Here is a 25,497-nt window from a genome sequence, read left to right as displayed (position 1 = left end):
CTCAGGCGAGCTCGGCATACCAGGAACGGTGGCGCACCGTCGCTCCGAGCGAGGCGAACAGGTTCACCGACGCCTCGTTGCCTGCGTCGACATCGACGAGGTAGGACCGCACCCCGCGCTGGGCCAGCAGGGCTGCCGCGGCTCGGGCCACGGATCGCCCGGCGCCGCGACGCCTCAGGTCCGGACGAGTCACGAGGTTGGTGATGACGCCCCATTTCCTGCGCTCGACGACCCGGCAGACCGCCACCATGGATCGGGAGCCGTCGGGATGCTGGGCATAGGCGGTGACGAATTCGCAGGGTTGGTCGGCGGTGATGAGTCCGCGGAAGGCCTCTGCCGCTGCCGGTGTCTGACCGGGACTGCGCTGACTCGTCCACGCCGCGAGATGTTCGGATGTGGGCGCATCGGCGACGTCGATGAGCAGACCGTCAGCGGCGGCCTCGGCGGGGGCAGACGCTCCGTCGGCCGCCTCGGCGGTGGCACCTGTGAGCAGGAGGACCGCCTCTGAGGGGGTGTAGCCACGGGCCGAGAGCAGGGGAGCCAGACCCTGGCATTCTGGGGCCAGCGTGGACGAGTCGTCGGCGGAGTAGATCTGGATCCGGCTCGGCTGCTCGCGTGTGCGGTACCACTCTTCGACGGCGTCGAGACCCTGTTCCCAGCCCAGTCCGGAATCGGTCACGGGCAGCGCGCTGTTGGCCCGGCGCGTGGAGCAGGCCGAACTGCGCAGCAGCCAACCCTTCTGCAGCAGGCTCAGATCGGCTCCGGACTCCGTGCCCTCATTGCGCAGATTCTCCACGTGGAGCCAGGAGACATCCTGCGGCAGCCATGCGGCCGCGGAGATGCGACGCAGATCGACGGCGGAGACGATCTCATGGGTGCGTCCGGTCCTCGTCGGTGCGGGAGGGACCTCGTGGACCAGCAGGATCTGGGACCGGGGGATGCGCAGAGGCCCGCGCTTCGTATCGATCTCGACGCCCGCTTCGTCGACGGCGGTGACGAGACCGAGGGCATCGGAAGTCGAATGGGTGTCGCCGGGATCGAGCGAATACCGTACGACCACTCGTCTGCCGGCCTGGAGTTCGTCCACTTCTCGCCTTCCTCCGCTGAATGTGTGCCCTCCCAGCCTAAGACACCGTGGACGTCGGCCGTGACAGGTGTGGCGGGGGAGGGCGGATGCAATGCGAATCACGGGGCGCCGGTGGGCGTGGGATTCGGGCGAGGGCGTATTGTGGGAGGTGTATGCGCACCATCCGTGAGTCGTTCGAGGAGTCAGCCCAGTGACGTACATCATTGCCCAACCTTGTGTTGATCTCAAGGACAAGGCCTGCATCGACGAATGCCCGGTCGATTGCATCTACGAGGGCGAACGCAGTCTCTACATCCACCCCGACGAATGCGTCGACTGCGGTGCCTGCGAACCGGTGTGCCCGGTCGAGGCGATCTTCTACGAAGACGATGTGCCGGACGAATGGGAAGAGTACTACAAGGCCAACGTCGAGTTCTTCGACGAGCTCGGTTCCCCCGGTGGGGCCGCCAAGCTCGGCAACACTCACAAGGACCATTCGATCATCGCCGCTCTCCCGCCGCAGAGCCACGACCTCTGAGCGCTGCCCACCATGACGACTTCCTTCGGACTCGATCTGCCCGACTACCCCTGGGACCGACTCACCGACTTCCGCCGCCGCGCGGGCGAACATCCCGATGGTGTGTGTGATCTGTCGATCGGCACGCCCGTCGATCCGACGCCCGAGGTCATCCGACGGGCCCTGTCCGAGGCCGGAGACGCCCACGGCTACCCGACGACGGCCGGCACTACGGAGCTGCGCGAAGCCATCGCCGATTGGTACGAGATCTGGCATTCGGTCACTCTGGACCCGGCCGCGGAGATCCTGCCCACCGTGGGATCGAAGGAGTTCGTGGCGTGGTTGCCGACTCTGCTGGGCCTGCGGCAGAGGGGACTGGCGGTGGCCTGTCCGTCGGCGGCGTACCCGACCTATGAGATGGGTGCGACGATCGCCGGGGTCGACTGCGTGCGCCTCGATGCCGCCGAGGTCGCCGCGGGCGCCTCGCTCGAGGGCATCGGCCTGCTGTGGATCAACACTCCGAGCAATCCGACCGGCGAGGTGCTCAGCACCGAGATCCTCGCTGAGGTCGTCGACCGTGCCCGGGCCGCCGGAATCGTGCTCGCCTCGGACGAATGCTATGGACTGCTCAACTGGGAATCGAACGATCCCGCACCGAGTGTGCTCTCGGTCGCCGGGGAGTCCCGGTCCGGAGTGCTCAGCGTCTACTCGATGTCGAAGCAGTCGAATCTCGCCGGCTACCGCGCCGCCTTCGTCGCCGGGGATGCCGACCTCATTGCCGATCTCACCCGCTCACGCAAGCACGCGGGGATGATCGTGCCCTTCCCGATCCAGGCGGCGATGATCGCGGGGCTCAGGGACACCGATCATGTGCTCGCCCAGAAGCAGCTGTACCGCTCGCGCAGGAATCTGCTGCGCTCGGGTCTCGAGGACTTCGGGTTCCGCATCGATCATTCGACCGCCGGTCTCTACCTGTGGTCGACGACCGGACAGAACTGCTGGGACTCCCTTGCCCGGCTCTCTGAGCTCGGCATCATCGCCGGGCCGGGGGAGTTCTACGGTGAGGCAGCCAGTGACCACGTGCGCATCGCCCTGACCGCGACAGACGAGCGGATCGCGGCCGCTGCGAACAGACTCAGCCAAGCCGCAGGGTGAGGTTCGCCACCGGGCGAACGAGAGTGCGCGATTCGCAGCATGCGAATCGCATGAGTGGACGCGGCATGAGAGTCGGCCCCGAACGGCACGATGTGAGAATCGGCACTGTTCGGTGGTGGGAATAATGCTGTGGCCTCAAAGCGTTCTCCAAGGCGGCGCTTAGCCCCCATTCAGATAAAAAATGGGGTATTTGACCAGGTCAAACGTATTACCGATGGGTAGGTACCGGGTGCAGCGATTTTCTCATTGCCTCGGTTATCGGTAGTCTTTGAAGGAACTGTGCAAGACACCTCAGGAAGTTCTTGAGGTACGTCAACGGTGAGGAGATCGAATGACTTCGGAGGCGAACCTCAGGATCGCTGACACGGAGCTGGCACTGCCCGAGGTGTCGGCGTCGGCGGGCAACAACGGATACCGTATCGGCTCTCTGCTGAAAGAGACCGGTTCGGTGACATACGACCCGGGGTTTGCCAACACCGCATCCACCTCATCGGCCATCACCTTCATCGACGGTGACGAAGGTGTCCTGCAGTATCGCGGCTATCCGATCGACCAGCTCGCCGAGCAGTCGAACTTCGTCGAAGTCTGCTACCTCCTCATCTACGGTGAGCTGCCGACGCAGGAACAGTACGATGCCTTCGATTCCCGTCTGCGCGGACATACGATCGTCCACGAGGATCTGCGTCGCTTCTTCCGTGCCTTCCCCTACGATGCTCATCCGATGCCCATGGTGGCAGCTGCGGTCGCGGCTTTGTCGACGTTCTACCAAGATGACCTCGATGTCTTTGACGAAGATCAGATCGACACCTCCTCGTTCCGCCTGCTCGCGAAGATGCCGACCATCGCGGCTCTGGCCCATCGGAAGAACATGGGCCTGCCGGTCATCCACCCGGACAACTCGCTGAGCCTGGTCGAGAACTTCCTGCGCGTGAACTTCGGCGTCCCCGCCGAGGAATACGAGCCGGACCCGCTGGCCGTGAAGGCGATGGATCAGCTGTTCATCCTCCACGCCGATCACGAGCAGAACTGTTCGACGTCGACCGTCCGCCTCGTCGGATCCTCACAGGCCAATGTCTTCCAGTCGATCTCGGCCGGCGTCAACGCCCTGGCAGGACCGCTGCACGGTGGTGCGAACTCCGCGGTGCTCGAGATGCTGCAGCAGATCGCTGCCTCCGATGACGGACCGAAGAAGTTCATGGAGCGGGTGAAGAACAAGGAGGACGGGGTCCGTCTGATGGGCTTCGGTCACCGCGTGTACAAGAACTACGATCCGCGTGCGAAGATCATCAAGAAGACCGCTGACGAGGTCCTCGCCCGGTCCGGCGGAGATCCTCTGCTCGAGCTGGCTCAGCAGCTCGAGGAGATCGCATTGGCCGATGACTACTTCGTCGAGCGCAAGCTCTACCCGAACGTGGACTTCTACACGGGCCTGATCTACAAAGCGCTCGGATTCCCGACGAATATGTTCACCGTGCTCTTCGCGGTCGGCCGTCTGCCCGGCTGGATTGCTCAGTGGCGCGAGATGATCAAGGATCCCGAGACGCGGATCGGCCGTCCCCGCCAGATCTACACGGGTGCCCACTCCCGGAACTACACGGACATCAGCGACCGCTGAGCCCTGTTGGTTCACACCGGCGCCGGAGCAGATTCGTCTGCCCGGCGCCGGTGTTCGTTTCAGACCTCTGAGACCTCCAGCCTCACGTGAACTCCCGCCGTGCCACCGGCTGCATCCCTCACCGTTGCCGGCGCAGCGCTCCGTTGGTGGCAATAGTCTTCGGCAGCGGCACACCGCCCTGCAGCAACGCAGGGGTGTGAGACGAACGCGTGGGCGTGGCGCGTGCTGGAGGGTGTCAGGCGGACAGGAGTGCGTGAGTGAGGCGCTGACGTGATGCGAATGAGGCCATGACGCTGGCGGGAGGAGCCATCACCGGCGTGGGAAGTCGCTTGCCAGCCTGCTGCGGGAAGCCAATCGAGCCGAGGCTGCGTGTGAATAGCGCGAGGGCGCGTTCAGAGAACGCGCCCTCGAAATCTCTTCACCACCGAGGCAACGCACGATGGCAGACCGGTTCTGCGCGCCCAGCGACGCGCGCCGGATGATCAGTGCAGGTCGGGGTTGAGCTCGATGCCCTTGGAGTCGCGGGCAATGGCCTCGACGGTGCCGGTGACCGAGTTGCGGCGGAAGAGGATGTTGTTCTGTCCGCTGAGTTCGGCCGCCTTGACCACGGCGTTGTCTTCGCCGGGCACGGTCACTCGCGTACCCGCGGTGAGGTAGAGGCCCGCCTCGACGATGCAGTCGTCACCGATGGAGATGCCGACACCGGCGTTGGCGCCCAACAGGCTGCTGGAGCCGATGGAGATGCGGTGGGTGCCGCCACCGGAGAGCGTGCCCATGATGGACGCGCCGCCGCCGATGTCCGAGCCGTCGCCGACGACGACGCCCTGCGAGATGCGTCCTTCGACCATGGCCGATCCCAGAGTGCCGGCGTTGTAGTTGACGAAGCCCTCGTGCATAACGGTCGTGCCGGAGGCCAGATGAGCGCCGAGGCGGACACGGTCGGCATCGGCGATGCGGACCCCGGAGGGGATGACGAAGTCGGTCATGCGCGGGAACTTGTCGAGTCCGTAGACGGCCACGGGCCCGCGTGCGAGCAGCTTGGCGCGAGTGGCTTCGAAGTCCTCCGTCGAGCAGGCTCCGAAGGAGGTCCAGACGACGTTCGAGATATGACCGAAGATCCCGTCGAGGTTGACGTCATTGGGAGTGACCAACCGCTGGGAGAGGGCATGCAGGCGCAGATAGACATCCGCCGCCGAGGCGGGGCCGACGTCGAGATCGATCGTGGTGGTGACCACCTCGGTGCGGGTGCCGCGGGCCTCGTCAGTGCCCACGAGGGCATCGAGACCGTCGTTGGCGGCACGAGCGGTCGCGGCCGCCTCGGCGGCTTCAGCGGTCTCACCCGTGCTCAGCGCCGGGTACCAGACGGAGAGGACGATGTCGGAATGGATCGTGGCAAGTCCACGTGCGGAAACAATGCGTTCTGTCATGCCTCAAGCTTAGTCGGAGACGGCAGTACTAGGCTAAGGGACATGACTGTCGATCCATCTGCTGAGACTGAATCCGCCTTCGCGCCCACCGGCGAGCTCGGGGGGTACCTGTCCGGCGCACTCGATGACCCGGCCGAGCTCACGGGCCGTCTGTGCGCCATCGAATCCGTCTCCGGAAACGAAACGGCTCTGGCCGATGCCGTCGTCGAGGTGCTCGAGACGATCAGCGCAGGACCGGGCCCCGACCTCGAGATCCTGCGCGACGGCGATACGATCGTCGCCCGGACCGACCTCGGCCGAACCGAGCGGATCGTGGTCGCCGGTCATCTCGACACCGTTCCCATCGAGCAGAACCTGCCGCCCGTGCGCACCAGGATGACCGGACAGGACTACCCCGCCGACGAGGTGATCTGGGGGCGCGGAGCCTGCGATATGAAGGCCGGAGTGGCCATGCAGCTCGTCACGGCCGCGGCCCTGCGCGAGCCCGGTCGGGACGTCAGCTGGGTCTTCTACGACCACGAGGAGGTCGACGCCTCGCTCAACGGACTCGGCCGGGTCGCCCGCAACCACCCGGACTGGCTGGCCGGTGACTTCGCGATCCTCGGCGAACCGTCGAACGCCACGGTCGAAGGCGGCTGCAACGGCACGATGCGCGTCGACGTCACCACCACGGGTGTGCGGGCCCACTCGGCCCGGGCCTTCATGGGCGTCAACGCCATCCACGCCGCAGCCGAGGTATTGTCTCGACTGGCCGCGCACGAGACGGGTTCCGTGACCGTCGACGGACTCGACTACCAGGAGTCGCTGTCGGCGGTGAACATCAGCGGCGGAGTCGCCGGCAACGTCGTGCCCGATGAGTGCCGTGTGTCCGTGAACTACCGGTTCGCCCCGAACAAGTCGGCGGCCGAAGCCGAAGAGTTCCTGCGCGAGTTCTTCACCGGATTCGACGTCGTCGTCACCGATGCGGCCGAAGGCGCCCGGCCGGGCCTCGACCGCCCGATCGCCCAGGAATTCATCGACACGCTGGGACTGTCGCCTGCCCCGAAGCTCGGCTGGACCGATGTCTCACGGTTCAGCTCCCTCGGCGTGCCGGCGGTGAACTTCGGACCGGGCAACCCGCTGTTCGCCCACAAATCGGATGAGCATGTCTCAGTCGCCGAGGTGGAGCGGGCCGCCCGCACCCTGCGCAGCTACTTCGAGGGCCGGTGAGGACGATGGCCGACAAAGGAGAGCCCGCTTCGACCCCATCACGCGGCTTCTACCGGAAGGGGCCGCTGCGTCTGCGCGGTGACAAGGTGCCGGAGGCGACGGCGGATCAGCGTCTGCTCGACCGCGGTTCGGGGGCCGCCTGGGCGCACGAGGATCCGTGGCGGGTGATGCGCATCCAGGCCGAGTTCGTCGAGGGCTTCGGCACGCTGGCCGAGGTCGGCCCGGCCGTGTGCCTCTTCGGCTCCGCCCGCCTGCACGCGGACACTCAGGTCTATGCCGACGCCCGTGAGATCGCGCGCCGACTCGCCGAGGCGGGAAACGCCATCATCACCGGCGGTGGGCCGGGCATCATGGAAGCCGGCAACCTCGGTGCCGTCGACGGCGGGGGAGTGTCCATCGGCTTGGGCATCGAGCTGCCCTTCGAGACCGGGCTGAACGACCACGTCGAACTCGGGGTGAACTTCCGCTACTTCTTCGTGCGCAAGACGATGTTTCTCAAGTATTCGTGCGCCTTCGTCGTCATGCCCGGCGGCTACGGCACGCTCGATGAGCTGTTCGAAGCGCTGACCATGGTGCAGACGGGCAAAGTGACATCATTCCCGATCGTCCTCTTCGGCCGCAGCTATTGGCAGGGGCTCATCGACTGGCTGTCCGAGGCCCCGCTGGCGACGGGCACGATCGGTCGGCCCGACCTGTCGATGTTCACGCTCACCGACGACATCGACGAAGTCGTGGCCGCGATCGCGCCGGGGCCGCCGGAGACGGGGCCCGACTCCGGCCGGGCGGGGAGCCGTTCGTGAAGGACAGCAGCCTCACCCAGTCGGCACCTGCATCCCGCGATCTCGGGCAGGCACGGGCCGGGTCACCGGCGATCATGGCCGTGATCAACCGCACGACCGATTCGTTCTACGAATCCGCCGCGACACTCGACGAAGCCATCGCCGCCGTGGAGGCCGCTGCCGCCGACGGCGCCCAGATCGTCGATATCGGGGGAGTGCGAGCCGGACGTGGTCGGGAGATCTCCGTGGCCGAGGAGATCGACCGCGTGTGCCCGACCATCGAAGCCGTCGCCGCCGCCCACCCGCAGGTGCTCATCAGCGTCGACACATGGCGTCATGAGGTCGCCGACGCCGCCTGCCGCGCCGGTGCCGGTCTGCTCAACGACACGTGGGCCGGAACCGATCCGAAGGTCGCCGAGGTGGCCGCCGCCCACGACGCCGGCATCGTCTGCTCCCACACCGGAGGGCTCAACCCGCGCACGGACGCCCACCGCAACCGGTACGGACTGCACGCGGCAGAGATCGTCGACCGGACCCTGGCCGGGGTCCTCGACCTCGCCTCGGCCGCCCGCGCCGCCGGTGTGCCCGAGGACCGGATCATCATCGACCCGACTCCGGATTTCGGGAAGAACACCTACCAGTCGCTGCGCCTGCTGCGTGATCTCGACCGGTTCGTCGACACGGGGTACCCGGTGCTGCTCGCGGTCTCACGCAAGGACTTCGTCGGAGAGGCGATCGGCGATGTGCCCCCGCAGGATCGACTGCACGGGACCATCGCCGCGACCGCACTGGCCGTCGAGCGGGGTGCGGCGATGATCCGCACCCATGATGTCCGCGCCACCGCCGATGCCATCGCCGTGACCCTGGCGATCACCGGCGAAGCCGAACCGAAACACACCGTGCGCGGCCTGCGCTGAGCCGACCGGACGATCGACTGTGCGAAAATGAGTCCATGCCTGTGTGGATTGTGATCGGTGTCGCGGCCGCGATCTTCGTCCTCGTATTCGTCGTCGCGGCCACCTTCAACGTCTTCTCCGCCGAGACCGTCGACGAGGCCGAAGAGCGATGGACCGGCCTGCCCGAAGGATTCACCGGAGCGGATCTTGAGACCGTGACCTTCCGGCCGGCGCTGCGCGGCTACCGGATGGAAGACGTCGATCAGGCGATGCAGATCCTGCGCGAGCGCCTGGACGAACTCGAATCGGCAGCCGACGTCGAGCCCGCCGAATCCGCGAACGGCGCCGCCGGCGCGGCGAGCGAAGCCGTCGGTGCGGCGAGCGAGGCGGCGACTTCCGCCGACGCCGAGGAAACGGCCGCCGGACCGCGATGAGCCGACCCGCCGACCTGCCCGGAATCACCCTCGCTCCCGAAATCTTCGACTCCTCCCGGCTCTCACGCCTGGGCACCTTGTTCCTGACGCTGCCGGTGTGGATCCAGGCACTGGCCGTGTACTTCGTCTCCCGCGTCGTGAGCATCTCGATCTTCGCCGCCGTGCTGAAACGCCAGGACCCGGCGAACTGGTCGTCCTCACCGGTGACGACGACCCTCAACGACTTCCTCAACTTCTGGGACAGCGGCTGGTACGCCCGCGTGGCCGAGGAGGGCTATCCGCGCGTCCTGCCGATCGACGACAGCGGCGCCGTGGGGGAGAACCAGTGGGCCTTCTACCCCCTGCACCCCGCCGTCGTGTCCACGCTGTCCGACCTCACCGGGGTCAGCTACGAGATCATCTCGCCGATCGTGTCCACCCTGGCCGCGGCACTGGCCTCGATCGTCATCCTCAACCTGTTCCGGAAGTACCTCGACGCCGACCAGGCCCTGATGGGTCTGGCACTCGTGATGTTCTTCCCACCGGCGGCGGTCTTCTCCACCGGCTACGCCGAATCGTTGACCCTGCTGCTGCAGGCGATGGCGCTGTTCCTGCTCGTCGAACGCCGCTACCTCACCGCACTGCCGGTCGTCGTCCTCATGGACCTGTCCCGGCCGATCGGCGTGGCGTTCTCGTTCTTCATGCTCCTGCTTCTGATCGACCGGTTCGTCCGCCGCAAGCACGACCCGTATCCCGCCGCCGAGGTGGCCCGGTCCTGGACCTTGGGCGTGCTCTCCTGCGCGGCGGCCCTCATCCACCCCGTCCACGCCTGGTTGGCGACCGGCTCGATGACCGCCTACACCGACACCGAGGCGGCCTGGCACACCGGGGAGACGACCTTCGTCGTCCAGTGGGTGGCCCAGGCGATCAACCTCATCGGCCCCCTGGGCCCGGTGCTGCTGATCATCGTCGTCGCCGGCATGCTCGCCCTGATCTTCTCCCCGGCGGGAGCGCGGATGGGGCGGACGCTGCAGCTGTTCTGCCTCGGCTACGGTCTCTATCTGCTGATCTTCTTCAACCCGCAGACCTCGACTCTGCGGCTGCTGCTGCCGCTGTTCCCGATGGCGGTGACCCTGGCGCTGGTGCGCTCACGCGGCTATCGGGCCGCGATGCTCGTGGCCTATATGCTGCTCCAGATCGTGTGGGTGGCCTATCTGTGGCACTTCACCCCACCGGCCGATCTTCCGCCGTGATCATGTGTTCGAAGGAAAGTTACCCGGATCGACCGGATCATGGAATAATCGAGGTACAACAGTCGGTGCACCTGGCGTGGACCGTCTTTGCATGACAACGGAAGGAAGAGCCCACATGGCAGCCCAGAAACCCCGCACCGGCGACGGACCTCTGGAAGTGACCGAAGAAGGCCGAAGCATGGTGATGCGGCTTCCAGTCGAAGGCGGAGGCCGCTTGGTGATCGAACTCAGCAAGGACGAAGCCACCGGGTTGCACGACACTCTGGCCGAGACACTGGGACTCTGAGCAGACGGCCCCGCCTCCGGGCCGGCAACTGCCGAACGAACACACCGCACGAAAGCAGAGACTGATGAGAAGTCTCTGCTTTCGTCGTATTCAGGACCGTGTTCGCCTCACGGGCTCTTCTGGAGCAGCAGCAGACCCTCGCCGATGGGCAGCAGCACCCGCTGGAGGTCCTCCCGCTCGGCGATGCGATTGAGCAGTCCTCTGGCTGCCTGCGTGCGCGGGCTGCGGTCGACGGGATCGGCCACAGAGCCCTTGAGCAGCGTCTGGTGGATGACGAGGAGACCGTGTGTGTCGAGCAGCCGCAGCGACGGCTGGATCATGCGTTCGAGGGTGCTCGGCTCCGAGTCGATGAAGACCATGTCATAGGCCGAGGGGGCGAGCTTCTTGAGCACCTCCTCGGCGCGACCGTTCATCAGCCGCAGCCGTCCCGGGCGGATCCCGGCCATCTCGACGAGGTCGCGAGCGGCACCCTGGGCCGTGGAATTCGTGTCGATCGAGGTCAGTATCCCGGCGGTCGGCATTCCGCGCAGCAGAGCCAGTGTCGAGGTTCCGACGCCGGTGCCGACTTCGACAGCGGCGACCGGGGTCAGCAGCCTGGCGAGCAGGGTCATCGTCGACGCCGTCGTCTGCGAGACCGGGACGAGCCCGAATTCGTGCGAATGCGTCCGGGCGGCGTCGAGCAGCGGGTCGGGGCCGTTGTACTGCTCGGAGAAGGTGAGATCACCTGCATTTTCGCGTGACAATCGGCCCTCTCCTTCCGCTGATGGCTGCTCCCAAGTCTAACCGCAATCGGGGTCGATTCCGTGGGTGCGCCACAGCTCGTCGAGTTGATCGACATCGAGGAACGCGCTGCGGCCCACACGCTGCGGCGAGTACGGCGTCCCTTCGGCATCCCAGTGGATGCGGGCACGGGCTCGGATGTCCGGGGGCAGGACACCGGCGGCATTGACGACCCGCCACCAGGTGACATTCGAGCCGAACTCCTTCATCACCCGTCCGACGTAGCGGGGAGAGCAGCCGGCGACGGCACCCACGGTCCCGTAGGCGACCACATGCGCAGAGGGGATGAGTTCGACGATGCGCAGGATCCTCTCGACCGCGGTCTCATCCATCACTGCTGCCGGTCGATCGCCGACGGGAACCTGTGCTGACCATGAGTCGATGCTACCTGCCTCCACGGTAGACTTGGAGGCATGTTGGGTATCAACGGCACCGAAATGGTGATCCTGGTCGTTGTGGCCTTGGTCGTGATCGGACCCAAGCGCCTGCCCGAATACGCACAGAAGCTGCGTGATTTCGTCCGTCAGATGCGACGGATGGCCGAAGGCGCGAAGGACAGCGTCCAACGTGACTTCGGAGACGACTTCAAGGACGTGGACTGGCAGAAGCTCGATCCGCGCCAGTACGACCCGAGGCGGATCGTGCGGGAGGCCCTCGTCGAAGAGGACACCGCGATCCGCGAGTCCAAGCGTCGGGAGCGGTCCTCGAACGAGTTCGCGCCGACGAGCGGGGACGGCGGCGAAGCCGATTCCTCTGCTGATGCCTCGGCTGCTGCGAAGATGCGTGAGCAGTCGCCGATCGAACGCTTCCAGGCCCAGGCGGAACTGCGCGATCGCTCCACCGGAGCCCCGTTCGACCCCGAAGCCACCTGAGATCCCGCCCACTGCTCGAAGCCGCCGGTCGCGTGCCGGGTCAGTCCTTGTGCACGGAAGGGTGTTCGGGATTCGAGCACAGTTCGTCGGCGTAGCCGCGGCAGAAATACGATCCGCCCGGCTCCCAGTCGATCCCTGCGAAGAGCTCGCGTACAGTCACGGCATAGAGGCCCTTGTCGGCAACAGCCGAGAACACCGCCGGCGCCGCCTCGACCGTCGAAGCGTGGATCGAATGCATGAGCACGACCGAGCCGGGGCGAGTCTTCGACTTCACCCGGCTCACCGTCTTCTTCGGGTCCTTGTCCTGCCAGTCGCCGGTATCGACGTCCCAGACGATCGCAGGCTGGGCCAAGGCGTGCGCGGAGCGTCTGTCCAGCGCGCCGTAGGGCGGTCGGACGAGAGCGTGCTGATTCTGCCCGAGGGCCCGCAGCGACTTCTGAGTCCGGTTCACCTCATGTCGGATCGTCGCCGATTCGGTCCGGTCCAGGCTCAGGTGGCGGTAGGTGTGGTTGTCGACCTCGTGGCCGGCGGCGATGATGCGCGCCGCCACGTCGGGGGACTCGTCGATATTCCGTCCCAGAAGGAAATAGGTGAGGCGAATGTTCGCCGCGTCAGCGGCATCGAGCAGAGCCTGTTCGGTCTCGGCGTCTCCGGGGCCGTCATCATAGGTCAGTGCAGTGCAGGGCAGCAGGGCGCAGGAGAAGTCGGGCGAGCGCTGGTCGCTCGGCTGCGGAAGTTCGAGCGGGGTGTGCAGGGCCGCAGCCACGTGCCTGCCCAGCGCTGAGAGGTCATCTCTTTCGACCGGTTCACCGGCGAGAGTCAGGGTCCCGGTGTCGGTGGCAGACAGGTCAGCGGGATCGATGCGTGCGGAGAACAGCTTCTGGGCGTCGACGGTGGTGTCGGCCTCGAGATCGGTGAGCAGCACCGTCGTCTGCGGATGTGGGGAACGCTGCCGCAGCGCCGTGATGAGATAGTGACCGCCCGCGCTGAGGACCGAATTGCTGAGGTCGATGCTGTTGTGATCGCTGTTCTCATCCCCTCGGGCCGACGGCGTCGCCGGTGCGCGACCGACCTCGGGCACTTCGCGCCCGGCCTCGGAAGCCGGCGCCGAGGAGGCCGGCACCGGGGGAGTGAAGCCCGTCGTCGGCCACCGGTGGACCGGAGCGGTCTGGACCGGTTCGAAAGCGGCTCGTCCGTCGAATCCGTGTGCGTGCTCGATGCGGTCGAGCAGCCGCGACTCGATTGCGGAGTTCAGTGACGAGGCTCCCGGCAGCCCGAAGACATGGATGTTCAGGTGCGGCGACCTCTTCTCGGACACCACCGCGTAGCTGCGTATCGCAGCGGAGACACGATCGCGGTTGGCCTCGGCGGTGGTGCGGTCGGCAGAGATCGTCGCATCCGTGGCCGACGCTTCCGGTCGGTGCGCGGAGACGATGCTGCCGGAGAGGAGGATGAGAAGGGTCAGTGCGCTGGCGAGGGCGAAAACGGAATAGACGATCGAGTCTCGTCGATCAGGCAGAGACACCACGGGCAAGTGACCTATCGGAGCGACGGTTCGGATCAGACCGGGCTGAGGCCCAGCGAACGACCGGACAGGCCGCGGGTGCGTCTGCGCAGGGATTCGGCAAGGGTGTCGAAGGCCTGTGCGGCGGGGGAATCGGGGCTGGACAGCACGACCGGGGTGCCGGCGTCCGAGCCTTCCCGCAGACGAGTGTCGAGCGGGATCTGGGCCAGCAGCGGCACTTCGCGCTCCAGGGTCGTCGACAGGTTCGCGGCCACGCTGGCGCCACCGCCGGAACCGAAGACCTCCATGCGGGTGCCGTCGGGCATCTCCATCCACGACATGTTCTCGATCACTCCGGACAGCGTCTGCTTCGTCTGCGTCGCGATCGACCCGGCGCGTTCGGCGACCTGAGCGGCGGCCGACTGAGGGGTGGTGACGACGAGCAGCTCCGAACCGGGCAACAGCTGTGCGACCGAGATCGCGATGTCACCGGTGCCCGGCGGCAGATCGAGCAGCAGCACATCCAGATCGCCCCAGAACACATCGGTGAGGAACTGCTGGAGAGCACGATGGAGCATCGGGCCGCGCCAGACCACGGCCTGACTGGGCGGGACGAACATGCCGATGCTCATCACCTTCACCTCATGGGCGATCTGCGGCAGGATCATGTCGTCGACCCGAGTCGGCTTCCCCGACAGGCCGAGCATGCCCGGGATCGAGAATCCGTAGATGTCGGCGTCGACGAGGCCCACGCGCAGTCCCTTGGCCGCCAGGGAGACGGCGAGGTTGGCCGTGACCGAGGATTTGCCGACCCCGCCCTTGCCCGAGGCGACCGCGTAGACCTTCGTGAGCGAATCGGGACGGTTGAAGGGGATGTCGCGGGTGCCGCTGCCCTGCAGCTTCTCCTTCATCGCCTTCCGCTGCTCGGGCGTCATGGTGCCCAGAACGACGGACACCTCGGTGACGCCCTCGACGCGGGCCACCGCGGCCTTCGTATCCCGTGTGATCGTGTCCTTGAGCGGGCAGCCGGCGATCGTGAGCAGGACCGTGACGGTGACTGAACCACCGTCGATGCTGATGTCGTCGACCATGTCGAGTTCGACGATGTTGCGGCGAATCTCCGGGTCGATGACGCCGGTCAATGCCTCTGTCACTGCCTCCACATCGGGACCTGTCATCCCCACGTCCTTTCCTGCCCGGGTCACTGCTTCCGGGCCTTCAAGCCTACATCGTCGCTCTCGGCTCCGTCACCCTCTCCGCCGCCGTCCTGAAGGGGACCGCCGGCGTCGGCCGCGGATCGTTTCGACTCCGCCTCCTCGTCCTCGAGTTCTCTGAGCAGGTCCTTGAGCTCGGAGCGGATGAAGTCGCGAGTGGCGACCTCGCGCATGGCGATGCGCAGTGCCGCGACCTCCCGGGCCAAGTACTCGGTGTCGGCGAGATTGCGTTCGGCTCGCTGCCGATCGTGTTCGAACTCGACGCGGTCACGGTCGGTGCTGCGGTTCTCCGCGAGCAGGATCAGCGGTGCCGCGTACGAGGCCTGCAGAGACAGGATGAGGGTGAGCAGCGTGAAGTTCAGCGACCGGGGGTCGAACTGCCAGGCTTCGGGAAGCAGGGTGTTCCACAGCAGCCACACCGTGCAGAACACGGTCATGCCGACGAGGAAGGCCGGGGTGCCCATGAACCGGGCGAAGGCCTCGGCGCCGCGACCGAAGGTCTCGGGGGAGACGGTGAAGCTGGGCAGCCTGCGTCTGCTCGAACGGGGGATCTCGAAGTCATCGACTGCCATGTCTCTACCCCTTCCTGCGATCGTCACGACCGGTGGTGCGCCAGTCCTCGGGCAGCAGCTCGTCGAGGACGTCATCGACGGTGACCACCCCGACGAGGCGATCGTTCTCGTCGGTGATCGGCACCGACACCAGATTGTACGCGGCCAGCAGCTTCGAGACCTCGGCCAGGGCCGTGTCCGGAGACAGCGGCTCGACTTCGGTGTCGAGCATGATGCCGACCGGCTCATGCGGAGGATGGCGCAGCATCTCCTGGATGTGGACGAGGCCGAGGTACCGCCCGGTCGGAGTCTCCACCGGCTGGCGGCAGACGAAGACCGCCGCCGCCAACGCCGCAGGCAGATCCTCCCTGCGCACATGCGCCAGCGCCTCGGCCACAGTGGCCTCGGGCGTGAGAATCACCGGCTCGGTCGTCATCAGACCGCCGGCGGTGTCATCGTCATAGGCCAGCAGAGTGCGCACGTCCTCGGCCTCGTCGGGCTCCATCATCGCCAGGAACCGTTCGGCCTGTTCGTCGGTGAGCTCGCCGAGGAGGTCGGCGGCGTCATCGGGCTCCATCTCCTCGAGCACGGTCACCGCCCGCTCCGTCTCGAGCCCGGCGAGAACCTCGATCTGCGTCTCCGCCGGCAGCTCCTCGACGACATCGGCGAGGCGTTCGTCATCGAGTGCGCGCGCCACCTGGAGTCGGCGGGCCGAATTCATCTCGAAGAGCACATCGGCGAGGTCGGCCGGCTTCGTGTCCTGATAGGCGGCGATGAGCTGGGTCGCCTCCTGGTCGACCTCGGAGTCCGCCGGATGATCGGCGTCGGTCCAATCGATCTGCTTGGTCTCACCGCGGCGGCGGAAGGCCGCGAAGGCGCTGCGTTCGGGAACCCGACGCACGAACAGCCTGGTGACCTCCCAATCCTTGTTCACCTGCTGTTCGATGCCCACGTCCTCGACGAGGATGGGGGAGTCGTCCTCGCGCAGACGCAGGCGGCGGTCGAGCAGATCGTTGATGACCAGCGTCTCCGATTGGCGCTGCTCGAAGCGGCGCATATTCACCAGACCGGTGGTGATGACCTGACCGGAATCGATCGCGGTCACCCGCCCCATGGGCACGAAGACGCGACGTCGGCCCGGGACCTCGACGACGAGACCGATGACTCGAGGGAACTGACGCATGGTCGCTCGATAGACGATGACGGCATCGCGGACCCGTCCGACCTGATCCCCGAGAGGGTCGAACACGGGCGCGGAGACGAGTCGGGCGACGAAGACTCTTTTCGGTGGACCGCTCATGGTCTCAGACTACGTGCTGAATCGGTGTTTTCGGGCCGGGCGAACCGAATTGAACCGAGATCACACGAGGCCGGTTCTCTGCCGGCACGCCTCCTATTCATCACGTGGACCCTGCTCCTTCACTTCCTCGTCGATCCGCCTCCTTAGGGTCGTGACTCGGCAGATGCAGCCACAGTCGAATACAGGAGTCATTCATGCACACACGCCCAATCCGTCCCCGCACAGCGGTCGCAGGTCTCGGCGCCTGCGCTGTCCTTTCGCTCTTCGCTCCGCTGCTCTCCCCCACGGCGGCCGCGGCGCAGCCGCCGGCTGAGCTCTACGAAGGACATGTGCAGGTCGATCGCGGGCAGCCCGAGGATCCGGAGACGCTCACCGGTCAGGTCTTCGACGACGTCAACCAGAACTCGAAACTCGACGGCGACGAGAAGGGCGTGGCCGGAGTCGCCGTGTCCAACGGCGTCGACGTCGTCCAGACCGACGGCGAGGGCCGCTACGAGCTGCCCGTGCGGGACAATATGACCGTGTCCATCACCCAGCCGGCCGGCTGGCAGGTGCCCGTCGACGAGGACAAGGTCGCACAGTTCAGCTACAACCACCTGCCGGAAGGCTCCGGAGACCTCAAGTACGGCGGAATCGAACCGACGGGGGACACCCCGAAGGCCGTGAACTTCCCCATGGTCGAATCGCAGGCCTCTGCCGAGCCGGAGCAGAACTGCCCGATCGCCGCCGATACACAGGCCTATGACAAAACCGAGATGGGCTATGCCCGCGACGGCGCCGTCGGAGACCTCGCCGATCGCAACGACTACGGTGCCTGCGGCGTGCTGCTGCTGGGCGACAACGTCGGCGACGACCTCAGCCTCAACGACGATCTGCGCGACATCTACTCGCAGATGAACGGACCGGTCCGCGTCGCTCCGGGCAACCACGACCAGGACTACGACGCCGTCGATGATGCTCACGCCCTCGACACGTTCCGCGATCAGTTCGGTCCGTCCTACTTCTCCTATGAGGTCGGCAAGACTCACTTCGTCGTCCTCGACAGCATCGAATACGAAGGCAAGGCGAACAACAGGAAGTACAAGGAGAAGATCACCGACGAGCAGCTGACGTGGCTGGCCAACGATCTGAAGAACGTGCCGAAGAATGCGCAGGTCGTCATCGCCACACACGCGCCGATCCTCACCCACAAAGAGGTCGTCGTCGACAATGCGAAGGAATTCTACGACGTCATCGCCGACTACCCGAACGCCGTGACCGTCGGAGGTCACACGCACACGCAGGAGAACCTCGTAGCCGGGCAGACGCGCAAGGAATGGGCGGCAGCCGGCATCGAGAAGCTGCCGCACACGCAGATCGTCGCCGGCGCGGTCTCCGGCGACTGGTACTCCGGAGGGCTCAACGCCGACGGACTGCCGTACTCGTTCACTCAGGACGCCTCCGAACCGGGTGTGCTCACCCTGGAATTCGACGGTGCCTCGCGCAGCGAACGCTACACCGTTCGAGGCGAATCCGATGACCACCAGCTGCTGCTCGGTGTGAACTCGCCGCAGTGGCGCGACTGGGCGCAGAAGGCACAGGACTGGCAGGACGCGGACAAGGTCGGTGCCCCTCCGGAGGCGATCTCCGAGCGGGTCGTCACCCGCGACGACCTCAAGCAGGGGCAGACGTGGCTGACCTCGAGCTTCCTGGCCGGGACCTCGGATGCGCGCGTCGAGGTCAGCTTCGACGGCAAGAGCCCGAAGCAGTCCGAGCACACGCAGCCGGGCGAGGGCGAGGGCCTGGCCAAGGGCTGGGAGTACACCGATCCGTACACGGCCTCGCAGAACCTGCGCACCTCCGGCAACGTCGGGCAGTCGAGCTCTCACCTGTGGCGGACCGAGATCCCGTCGGACCTCGGCCTGGGCACCCACACCGCCGAGGTGACCGGAACCGACCGCTACGGCCGTGAATTCACTGAGACGATCCGGTTCACCGTTGTCGAGGACGAGGCCGCAGCCCAGTCCGAATCGCAGAAGCTGCTGCGCCAGGACGGCTTCGACACTCAGCAGAAGAAGGAGATCAGGGAGCCGAAGGGCCTCGACTCCGACGAGGCTCAGTCGGCTCGCAACGACTGACTCGAAACCGATCTGAGAGAGGCGGCTGCGGGGCCCGCCGGATGGCGGGCCCCGCCTTCGAGTTCAGAGCGCGGTGAACGCGGAGGTGAAGTCCGGTGCGATCTCGGACAGGGTCGGTGGCTGCCGCCACGCGGCGTCGGCCGGCGCCGCCGAGGCATGCGCGTCGAGGATCGCCAGACTGAGGGCATCGGCGGCCGCGGCGGTGATGGACACGAGTTCGCGGGTCGAGGACTCGAAACCCTCGGAAAGCGGCCGTGCACCGGTGGCGATGCCGAAGACCGTGTCGCCGTCGAAGAGCGTGTGCGAGGGCTGTACGGCGCGGGCGATGCCCGCATGCGCTCCCGCGGCAATACGCGTCACCTGAGCCGGATCCATGGCCGCATCGGTGGCGACGATTGCGATCGTCGTGTTCCTGTCATCAGCCTCTGTGCTCGCCGCGGGCAGTCCGGTCACAGCTGGTGTGCCGAAACCGTAGGACCGCAGCAGCGGGTCCAACCACAGACCACCGGCAGGCGAGCCGATGGTGCCCAGTGAGTTCGCTGCCACGAGGGCAGCGACCACGGTGCCGCCGGGCAGGCGGATCGCGAAGGATCCGAGTCCGCTGCGCAGGCTCTGGAATCCCGAACGGGCTCCGAGCCCAGCCCCGACACTGCCTCTGACAGCCTCATCGGCGGTGGCCCCGGAGGCCGCGGACAGTGCCGCGCGCGCGGCCAGAGCACCCTCATCCGGCGTGGGTGGGGAAACGGATCCGTCCCCGCGGCCGAGGTCGAAGATCGCGGCTGCGGGGACGAGGGGGATGACAGTGCCGTCCAGGCCTGCGGCGGGGAAACCGCGGCCCGCCTCGGCGAGGGTCCCCACGACCCCGCTGACGGCGCCGAGCCCGAACGCGGAACCGCCGGTGAGGACGATGGCATCGGCACCGTAGGAATGCGTCCCCGGTGCGATGACATCGGTCTCATGGGTGGCCGGGCCGCCTCCGCGGACGTCGACGCCGACGGTCGACCCCGGCGGAGGCAGCACCACACTCAATCCGGTCATCCGGGCCTGGGAGAACTGCCCGGCATGGCCGAGGCCGATGCCGGGAACTTCGAGGATCCCACGCGAGCGGACCGGACCGACGCCTGCCTCCGGCGCGCTGCCACCGCTGTCGGTCATCGTCCCTGGACCCAGGCTTCGACCTCGGCGCGGGTGCGGGGGAAGTCCGCGGACAGGTTCTCCACCCCGTCGGCGGTGACGAGGACGTCATCCTCGATGCGCACACCGATGCCGCGGAATTCCTCGGGCAGGAGCAGATCATCGGCCTTGAAGTACAGTCCCGGTTCGATGGTGAAGACCATGCCGGGTTCGAGTGTGGCATCGAGGTACATCTCCGCCCGCGCCTGAGCGCAGTCATGGACGTCAAGACCCAGGTGGTGGCTGGTGCCGTGGACCATCCACCGGCGGTGCTGCTGGCCCTCGGGAGAGAGCGATTCGGCTGCGGAGACGGGCAGGACGCCGAACTGCTCGAGCCGTTCGGCGATGACCTCCATGGCCGCCTCGTGGACCTCGCGGAACTTCACCGGCCGATTGGCGTGATCGGCGGCGACGGCGAAGGCGGCATCGGAGGCGGCGAGCACCGCGTCGTAGATCTTCGCCTGCACCTCGGTGAAGGTGCCGGACACCGGCAGAGTGCGGGTGATGTCGGCGGTGTAGAGCGAATCGGCCTCCGCACCGGCGTCGACGAGGACGAGGTCGCCGTCCCGGACCTGACCGTCATTGCGGATCCAGTGCAGGGTGCAGGCGTTGTTGCCCGAGGCCGCGATCGTGTCGTAGCCGACTCCGTTGCCGTCGGAGCGGGCGGCGGTTTCGAAGGCGGTTTCGATCACGCGCTCACCTCGGCGGTGGTCGAGTGCCTGGGGGAGCGAGGCGACGACGTTGTCGAAGCCCGCCCGGGTGATCGCGACCGCTTCGCGCAGGGCGTCGATCTCATGGTCGTCCTTGATCAGACGCAGTTCGGACAGCATCTGTGCCAGTTCCGCGTCCCCGGCCTCGGAGGTCTCGAGATCGGCTTGGACCTGGGTCCGGGCGAGATCGATGACACCGTCGACGCGGGTATCGGCCTGGCGCACGAGGCGCACGGAGATGGATCCGAGGTCCTTGGTGATGGCGTCGTCGACGGTGGCCGAGTTCTCGGTGGCGATGCCGGTCATGGTGGCCATGGCCTCGAGGTCCGCCCGGGGGCCGACCCAGTATTCGCCGTAGCGGGAGTCGGAGAAGAACTCCTCGGTGTCGGCGCCGGCCCGGGGACGGAAGTACAGAGTCACCTCGTGGCCGTCGTCGGTGGGTTCGAAGACGAGGACGGCATCGGGTTCGGAGTCGGTCTCCAGGCCGGTGAGGTGGATGAAGGCCGAATGCGCACGGAAACGGTAGTCGGTGTCGTTCGAGCGGACCTTGAGGCCGCCGGCGGGAATGACGAGCCGTTCGCCGGGGAAGGCAGCGGAGACCTGAGCCCGACGTGCGGGTGTGAAGCCGGCTGCGGCGAGGGCCTCGGCGTGGAGCGGGGTGCGATCCCAGCCGGAGGCGACGAAATCGCGGAAGGCTCGCGAGTTGGGGCGGTGCGAGCGGTTGTTGACGCGGTCTGCGAGTGCTTGAGTCGTGTCTGGAGTCTCTGAGTTCTGCTCTGTCATGTCCCCAGTCTAGGCGGCCCGACTGACTCGGCGCCCGGATGTGGGAGACGGGACGACAGATGCCGATAGACTGTGACCATGGTCATCGATCTCCATGTGCACACCGCATTCTCGGACGGGACCCAGACTCCTTCCGAACTCATCTCAGAAGCCTCGATGGAGGGCATCGACGTCGTCGGCCTCACCGACCACGACACCACGGCGGGGTGGAATCCGGCCGAGGACGCAGCCCGGGTCTACGGGCTCGGCCTCGTCCGCGGGATGGAGATCTCCTGTCGCTACGAAGGCATCAGCGTCCACCTGCTGTCCTACCTCCACGACCCCTATGACACGGGCCTGGCCGCGGTCGTGCAGGAGACGAGGCGGGCACGTCTCGACCGGACCCATCTCATCATCGAACGCTTGGCCGAGGACTATCCGATCGACATGGATGCAGTGCTCTCGGTCTCCGGTGAGGACGCGACGATCGGCCGTCCGCACATCGCCGATGCCCTCGTGGCGGCCGGGGTCGTCGAGACGCGCACGGAGGCCTTCTCATCGATCCTGTCCAGTCGCGGAAAGTACCATGTGGCGCTGCCGACGATCGACCCGATCACCGCGATCGGTCTCATCCGCGAAGCCGGGGGTGTGTCGGTCTTCGCCCACCCGCGTGCGGCCATGCGCGGACGTGTCGTGCCCGATTCCGCGATGACCGAGTTCATCGCCGCCGGCCTCGACGGCCTCGAGGTCGACCACCGGGACAATCCGGCGCAGGAGCGGGAGACCATGCGCCGGCTCGCCCATGAGCACGATCTCATCATCACCGGCTCGAGCGACTACCACGGGACGGGCAAGCCCAACCGCCTCGGCGAACACGTCACCTCCGAGCACATGCTCACCAGGCTGCTCGACCGCGCCGCCTCCCGGCCGGGCGGAGTCGACTTCATCCAGGGCTGAGACCCCGCCCGGCCTCAGCCCAGAAGCCTGCGCAGGCGCAGACGTCCCCAGGTCAGACTGAGCGCGAAGGACGCTGCGGCCATGAGGATGAGGAAGCCGAGATACTGGACGACGAGAAGCACCGGTCCGGCCTCGATGTCGAAGAGCCGTTCGAAGAAGAGCTCGAGGAAGAACACATGGACCAGGAACGCCCCGAATGAGGCCGAGGCGAGGAAGGCGAACACCTTCTTCGACCGGGCGCCGAGGCGGATGCGCGAGACGATGAGGATGACGCTGACGGCGAGCCCGATGATGAGCGGATTCGCATTCTCGATCGGATAGGACCTCCTCGACTCCCACCACAGCACACCGAGGGCCGAGACCGCGAACAGCAGTCCGAGCGACCAGATCGGCGGACGCAGCTGCCCCGCGTGGTGGATGATGAAGGCGCCGATGACGAAGTAGACGACCTGATAGGTCGCGAACCCCCACTTCCATCCGTCGTATCCGACACCGATGACGTCGATGAGGAACGGCACCCAGACGGTCGAACCGCCGAGGACGAGGGCGAGTCCGGCGAGCCTCCACGGGCGCTGGCCCTGCCAGAACAGGACCAGAGTGCCGAAGACGAGGATGAGCGGGATGTACGCGTAGAGGTACCACAGGTGGAAACCGGGACGGCCGGCTTCGAAGACGCTGCGCACGAGTTCGTGGCGGACATCGACGGCGTCGGTGTCGAAGAAGTTGAATCCGAGGACGAAGATGACCGACCAGCAGGCGAGCGGAACCAGGTGGCGGACGATGCGGTCCCACATCTTCGCTTCGGTGCGCGGCGGTGCCCCGGCGAGCACGGCCCAGCCTGCGATCATGAAGAACATGGGCACGGCCCAGGGATTGACCGCCTCGGCGAAGTGACCGAGCCACCAGGCATCGCTGCCTTCTTCGGCACGGCCGATGAGCACGCCGCCGGAATGGCCGACCATGACCGTCAGCCCGGCGAGGACGCGCATGACGTCGACGTCATGCCTGTGGGGCCGCTCAGCCCGACCGGCCCCGGAATACGTACGGGAACGAGGCAGTTCGGGAACGGGGCGAGTCCGCTTCGGGCTCGATGGTGATCCGGACTCGGTCAGCTCGGCGGCCACCGGCATCGCCTGCGTTCCCGGTTCCGCCTCAGCCGTGGCAGCCGGCTGAGTCCCCGATGCTGACTGAGGCGCAGACTCGGCGGTGGGCAGGAGACCGGACCGGGTGGGTGCTGCGGGGGACTGTGCGTCCAACCGGCGTGGACCGAACAATGACTCACTCTCGTTCGTACTCGATGACAGGGACTCCGATGAGTATCGGTCACCGAATTGAACGAGATCGGCCGTCGAATTGAACGCAGAGTGAACGAGGGCCCCGACCGAATGGTCGGGGCCCTGTGAGTGCGGGTCAGCTCTCGTTCGAGTCGGCGGTCGGGCGACCGCCCTGCGGCCGGTTGACGGGCTTGCCTCCGCGTGTGCGGCGGCGCTGACGCCGACGGCGCGGCTTGCGCTCCTCATCACCGGAGCCCGCCGAGACACCGCGACGATCCGAGGACCCGCCTCGGCGCTCGCCGGAGCGACCGCGGCCCGAACCGCGCTGACGCTCCGATCTGCGGCCCTTCCTCTCCTCGTCGGCCTCGCCTTCGGAGTGCTGACGCGGCAGGCGGCCCTTGGTGCCCTTCGGGATGCCGAGGTCGGAGAAGAAGTGCGGCGAGGTGGAGTAGGTCTCCGCCGGTTCGTCGAAGTCGAGTCCGAGGGCCCTGTTGATCAGGCGCCAGCGCGGCATGTCGTCCCAGTCGACGAGGGTCATGGCGACACCCGAGTTGCCGGCGCGACCGGTGCGTCCGATGCGGTGGACGTAGGTCTTCTCGTCCTCCGGGCACTGGTAGTTGACCACGTGGGTGACGTCGTCGATGTCGATGCCGCGGGCGGCGACATCGGTGGCCACGAGCACGTCGACCTTGCCCTCGCGGAAGGATTTCAGCGCCTTTTCGCGCTGCGCCTGGCCGAGGTCGCCGTGCAGGGCTCTGACCGCGAACCCGCGATCGCCGAGTTCGGCGGCCAATTTGTCGGCCGTGCGTTTGGTGCGGGTGAAGATGATGGTGCGTCCGCGTCCCTCGGCCTGGAGCATCCGGGCGACGAGTTCGCTCTTGTCCATCGAATGGGCGCGGTAGACGAACTGGGTGGTGTTCTTTCCCATCAGCGACAGGTCTTCGTGGTCCTGAGCGCGAATGTGGGTGGGGTGGTCCATGTAGCGGCGGGCCAGGGAGATGACCGCCCCGGGCATGGTCGCGGAGAACAGCATCGTCTGCCGGTGCGCGGGCACCGCATCGATGATCTTCTCCACATCGGGCAGGAACCCGAGATCGAGCATCTCATCGGCCTCGTCGAGGACGACGGTGCGGACACGGTGGAGTCTGAGGATCTTGCGCCCATAGAGGTCGAGGAGGCGACCGGGGGTGCCGACGACGACGTCGACGCCTGCCTTGAGACGGCTGATCTGGGGATCGAAGTCCATGCCGCCGTAGATCGTCATGATGTCGATATCACGCTGCACCGAGGCAGTGACGAGATCGGCTGCGACCTGCTTGGCCAGCTCACGGGTGGGCACGACGACGAGGGCCTGCGGCAGACGCGGCTCCTTGGCGTCGCCCGTGCTGTCGGGAGTCGACTCCGGGTCGGAGGTCACCGACGCGTCCTCCGTCTTGCCGACGACTCGCTGGAGCAGAGGGATGCCGAAGCCGAGGGTCTTGCCGGTCCCGGTCTTCGCCTGACCGATGATGTCGGCGCCCGAGAGAGCCACCGGCAGCGTCAGTGCCTGAATCGGGAAGGGATGGGTGATGCCCGCTGCGGCCAGCGAGGCCACGATCGGTCCGGCGACTCCCAGGTCCGCGAAATCCGCTTCTGTCTCCGCCATATTCCAAACTCCTTTTAGCGCA

The 25,497-nt window shown here is 66.7% G+C and carries 24 protein-coding genes; 12 read left to right on the top strand and 12 right to left on the bottom strand.

Annotation, left to right across the window (positions count from 1 at the left end):
• Nucleotide 1: 1 nt before the first annotated feature.
• The gene (locus IG171_RS08500) at nucleotides 2-1,087 is read right to left on the bottom strand and encodes a GNAT family N-acetyltransferase (protein ID WP_212131232.1); all 1,086 of its coding nucleotides are present in this window, start codon (nucleotides 1,085-1,087) and stop codon (nucleotides 2-4) included.
• Between the two features lie 190 nt (nucleotides 1,088-1,277).
• Here IG171_RS08500 and fdxA point away from each other — a divergent pair, with 190 nt between their 5' ends.
• The 3 genes from fdxA (at nucleotide 1,278) to IG171_RS08485 (ending at nucleotide 4,353) form a co-directional block, all read left to right on the top strand.
• A complete protein-coding gene (gene fdxA, locus IG171_RS08495) occupies nucleotides 1,278-1,604 on the top strand; it encodes a ferredoxin (RefSeq protein ID WP_212131231.1) in 327 nt (108 codons plus the stop codon).
• Nucleotides 1,605-1,616: 12 nt separating this feature from the next.
• Nucleotides 1,617-2,738, top strand: coding sequence for a succinyldiaminopimelate transaminase (gene dapC / locus IG171_RS08490; protein WP_212131230.1), 1,122 nt, complete (start codon nucleotides 1,617-1,619; stop codon nucleotides 2,736-2,738).
• 331 nt (nucleotides 2,739-3,069) lie between these two features.
• On the top strand, nucleotides 3,070-4,353 hold the full coding sequence (locus IG171_RS08485; protein ID WP_212131229.1) for a citrate synthase: 1,284 nt from the start codon (nucleotides 3,070-3,072) through the stop codon (nucleotides 4,351-4,353).
• A gap of 482 nt (nucleotides 4,354-4,835) precedes the next feature.
• Here the strand turns inward: IG171_RS08485 and dapD are convergent, their stop codons facing one another.
• Nucleotides 4,836-5,780 (bottom strand): 2,3,4,5-tetrahydropyridine-2,6-dicarboxylate N-succinyltransferase, encoded by a 945-nt coding sequence (gene dapD / locus IG171_RS08480; protein WP_212131228.1) that lies wholly within the window; start codon nucleotides 5,778-5,780, stop codon nucleotides 4,836-4,838.
• Between the two features lie 42 nt (nucleotides 5,781-5,822).
• On the opposite strand from dapD, the gene dapE reads away from it, so the two are divergent.
• The 6 genes from dapE to IG171_RS08450 all read left to right on the top strand — a co-directional run bounded on the left by dapE (nucleotide 5,823) and on the right by IG171_RS08450 (nucleotide 10,616).
• Nucleotides 5,823-6,989: a succinyl-diaminopimelate desuccinylase gene (gene dapE / locus IG171_RS08475; RefSeq protein WP_212131227.1), complete on the top strand. Its 1,167-nt coding sequence runs from the start codon at nucleotides 5,823-5,825 to the stop codon at nucleotides 6,987-6,989.
• 5 nt (nucleotides 6,990-6,994) lie between these two features.
• Nucleotides 6,995-7,789: a TIGR00730 family Rossman fold protein gene (locus IG171_RS08470; protein ID WP_212131226.1), complete on the top strand. Its 795-nt coding sequence runs from the start codon at nucleotides 6,995-6,997 to the stop codon at nucleotides 7,787-7,789.
• On the top strand, nucleotides 7,786-8,685 hold the full coding sequence (gene folP / locus IG171_RS08465; RefSeq protein ID WP_249204205.1) for a dihydropteroate synthase: 900 nt from the start codon (nucleotides 7,786-7,788) through the stop codon (nucleotides 8,683-8,685). The genes IG171_RS08470 and folP overlap by 4 nt, the downstream gene beginning before the upstream one ends.
• Nucleotides 8,686-8,720: 35 nt before the next feature.
• Complete coding sequence (locus IG171_RS08460; RefSeq protein WP_212131225.1) at nucleotides 8,721-9,098, top strand: DivIVA domain-containing protein; 378 nt, start codon at nucleotides 8,721-8,723, stop codon at nucleotides 9,096-9,098.
• Nucleotides 9,095-10,330, top strand: coding sequence for a hypothetical protein (locus IG171_RS08455; RefSeq protein ID WP_212131224.1), 1,236 nt, complete (start codon nucleotides 9,095-9,097; stop codon nucleotides 10,328-10,330). The genes IG171_RS08460 and IG171_RS08455 overlap by 4 nt, the downstream gene beginning before the upstream one ends.
• A gap of 115 nt (nucleotides 10,331-10,445) precedes the next feature.
• On the top strand, nucleotides 10,446-10,616 hold the full coding sequence (locus IG171_RS08450) for a DUF3117 domain-containing protein (RefSeq protein ID WP_212131223.1): 171 nt from the start codon (nucleotides 10,446-10,448) through the stop codon (nucleotides 10,614-10,616).
• Between the two features lie 107 nt (nucleotides 10,617-10,723).
• On the opposite strand, the gene IG171_RS08445 is transcribed toward IG171_RS08450, so the two are convergent.
• Nucleotides 10,724-11,359, bottom strand: coding sequence for a class I SAM-dependent methyltransferase (locus IG171_RS08445; RefSeq protein WP_212131222.1), 636 nt, complete (start codon nucleotides 11,357-11,359; stop codon nucleotides 10,724-10,726).
• A gap of 36 nt (nucleotides 11,360-11,395) precedes the next feature.
• The gene (locus tag IG171_RS08440) at nucleotides 11,396-11,728 is read right to left on the bottom strand and encodes an MGMT family protein (RefSeq protein ID WP_212131221.1); all 333 of its coding nucleotides are present in this window, start codon (nucleotides 11,726-11,728) and stop codon (nucleotides 11,396-11,398) included.
• An 81-nt stretch (nucleotides 11,729-11,809) separates the two neighbouring features.
• Between IG171_RS08440 and IG171_RS08435 the strand changes: the two genes are divergently transcribed.
• The gene (locus IG171_RS08435) at nucleotides 11,810-12,268 is read left to right on the top strand and encodes a twin-arginine translocase TatA/TatE family subunit (RefSeq protein ID WP_212131220.1); all 459 of its coding nucleotides are present in this window, start codon (nucleotides 11,810-11,812) and stop codon (nucleotides 12,266-12,268) included.
• A gap of 40 nt (nucleotides 12,269-12,308) precedes the next feature.
• Here IG171_RS08435 and IG171_RS08430 read toward each other — a convergent pair whose 3' ends face one another.
• The 4 genes from IG171_RS08430 to IG171_RS08415 are packed head-to-tail and all read right to left on the bottom strand — an operon-like array spanning nucleotide 12,309 to nucleotide 16,837.
• On the bottom strand, nucleotides 12,309-13,796 hold the full coding sequence (locus IG171_RS08430) for a polysaccharide deacetylase family protein (RefSeq protein WP_212131219.1): 1,488 nt from the start codon (nucleotides 13,794-13,796) through the stop codon (nucleotides 12,309-12,311).
• 32 nt (nucleotides 13,797-13,828) lie between these two features.
• Entirely contained in the window at nucleotides 13,829-14,950 is a 1,122-nt protein-coding gene (locus IG171_RS08425; RefSeq protein WP_212131218.1) for an Mrp/NBP35 family ATP-binding protein, read from the bottom strand.
• Between the two features lie 23 nt (nucleotides 14,951-14,973).
• Nucleotides 14,974-15,558 carry a DUF1003 domain-containing protein gene (locus tag IG171_RS08420; RefSeq protein ID WP_249204204.1) on the bottom strand — a complete coding sequence of 195 codons (585 nt, stop codon included), beginning with the start codon at nucleotides 15,556-15,558 and terminating at the stop codon, nucleotides 14,974-14,976.
• 4 nt (nucleotides 15,559-15,562) lie between these two features.
• Complete coding sequence (locus tag IG171_RS08415) at nucleotides 15,563-16,837, bottom strand: CBS domain-containing protein (protein ID WP_212131217.1); 1,275 nt, start codon at nucleotides 16,835-16,837, stop codon at nucleotides 15,563-15,565.
• A gap of 194 nt (nucleotides 16,838-17,031) precedes the next feature.
• Here IG171_RS08415 and IG171_RS08410 point away from each other — a divergent pair, with 194 nt between their 5' ends.
• Nucleotides 17,032-18,954: a calcineurin-like phosphoesterase family protein gene (locus IG171_RS08410; protein ID WP_212131216.1), complete on the top strand. Its 1,923-nt coding sequence runs from the start codon at nucleotides 17,032-17,034 to the stop codon at nucleotides 18,952-18,954.
• 63 nt (nucleotides 18,955-19,017) lie between these two features.
• On the opposite strand, the gene IG171_RS08405 is transcribed toward IG171_RS08410, so the two are convergent.
• Nucleotides 19,018-20,109: a P1 family peptidase gene (locus tag IG171_RS08405; RefSeq protein WP_212131215.1), complete on the bottom strand. Its 1,092-nt coding sequence runs from the start codon at nucleotides 20,107-20,109 to the stop codon at nucleotides 19,018-19,020.
• Complete coding sequence (locus IG171_RS08400; protein WP_212131214.1) at nucleotides 20,106-21,620, bottom strand: aminopeptidase P family protein; 1,515 nt, start codon at nucleotides 21,618-21,620, stop codon at nucleotides 20,106-20,108. Before IG171_RS08400 ends, IG171_RS08405 begins: the two co-directional genes overlap by 4 nt.
• Before the next feature lie 78 nt (nucleotides 21,621-21,698).
• Here IG171_RS08400 and IG171_RS08395 point away from each other — a divergent pair, with 78 nt between their 5' ends.
• Nucleotides 21,699-22,556: a PHP domain-containing protein gene (locus IG171_RS08395; RefSeq protein WP_212131213.1), complete on the top strand. Its 858-nt coding sequence runs from the start codon at nucleotides 21,699-21,701 to the stop codon at nucleotides 22,554-22,556.
• 14 nt (nucleotides 22,557-22,570) lie between these two features.
• Here the strand turns inward: IG171_RS08395 and IG171_RS08390 are convergent, their stop codons facing one another.
• The gene (locus tag IG171_RS08390) at nucleotides 22,571-23,830 is read right to left on the bottom strand and encodes an acyltransferase (protein WP_212131212.1); all 1,260 of its coding nucleotides are present in this window, start codon (nucleotides 23,828-23,830) and stop codon (nucleotides 22,571-22,573) included.
• A gap of 136 nt (nucleotides 23,831-23,966) precedes the next feature.
• Nucleotides 23,967-25,475 carry a DEAD/DEAH box helicase gene (locus IG171_RS08385; protein WP_212131211.1) on the bottom strand — a complete coding sequence of 503 codons (1,509 nt, stop codon included), beginning with the start codon at nucleotides 25,473-25,475 and terminating at the stop codon, nucleotides 23,967-23,969.
• Between the last annotated feature and the right edge of the window lie 22 nt (nucleotides 25,476-25,497).

This window comes from Brevibacterium sp. SMBL_HHYL_HB1 (assembly GCF_018208375.1).
In the GTDB taxonomy this organism is placed as follows: domain Bacteria; phylum Actinomycetota; class Actinomycetes; order Actinomycetales; family Brevibacteriaceae; genus Brevibacterium; species Brevibacterium intestinavium.
This window is presented reverse-complemented; position numbering and strand designations above follow the sequence as displayed.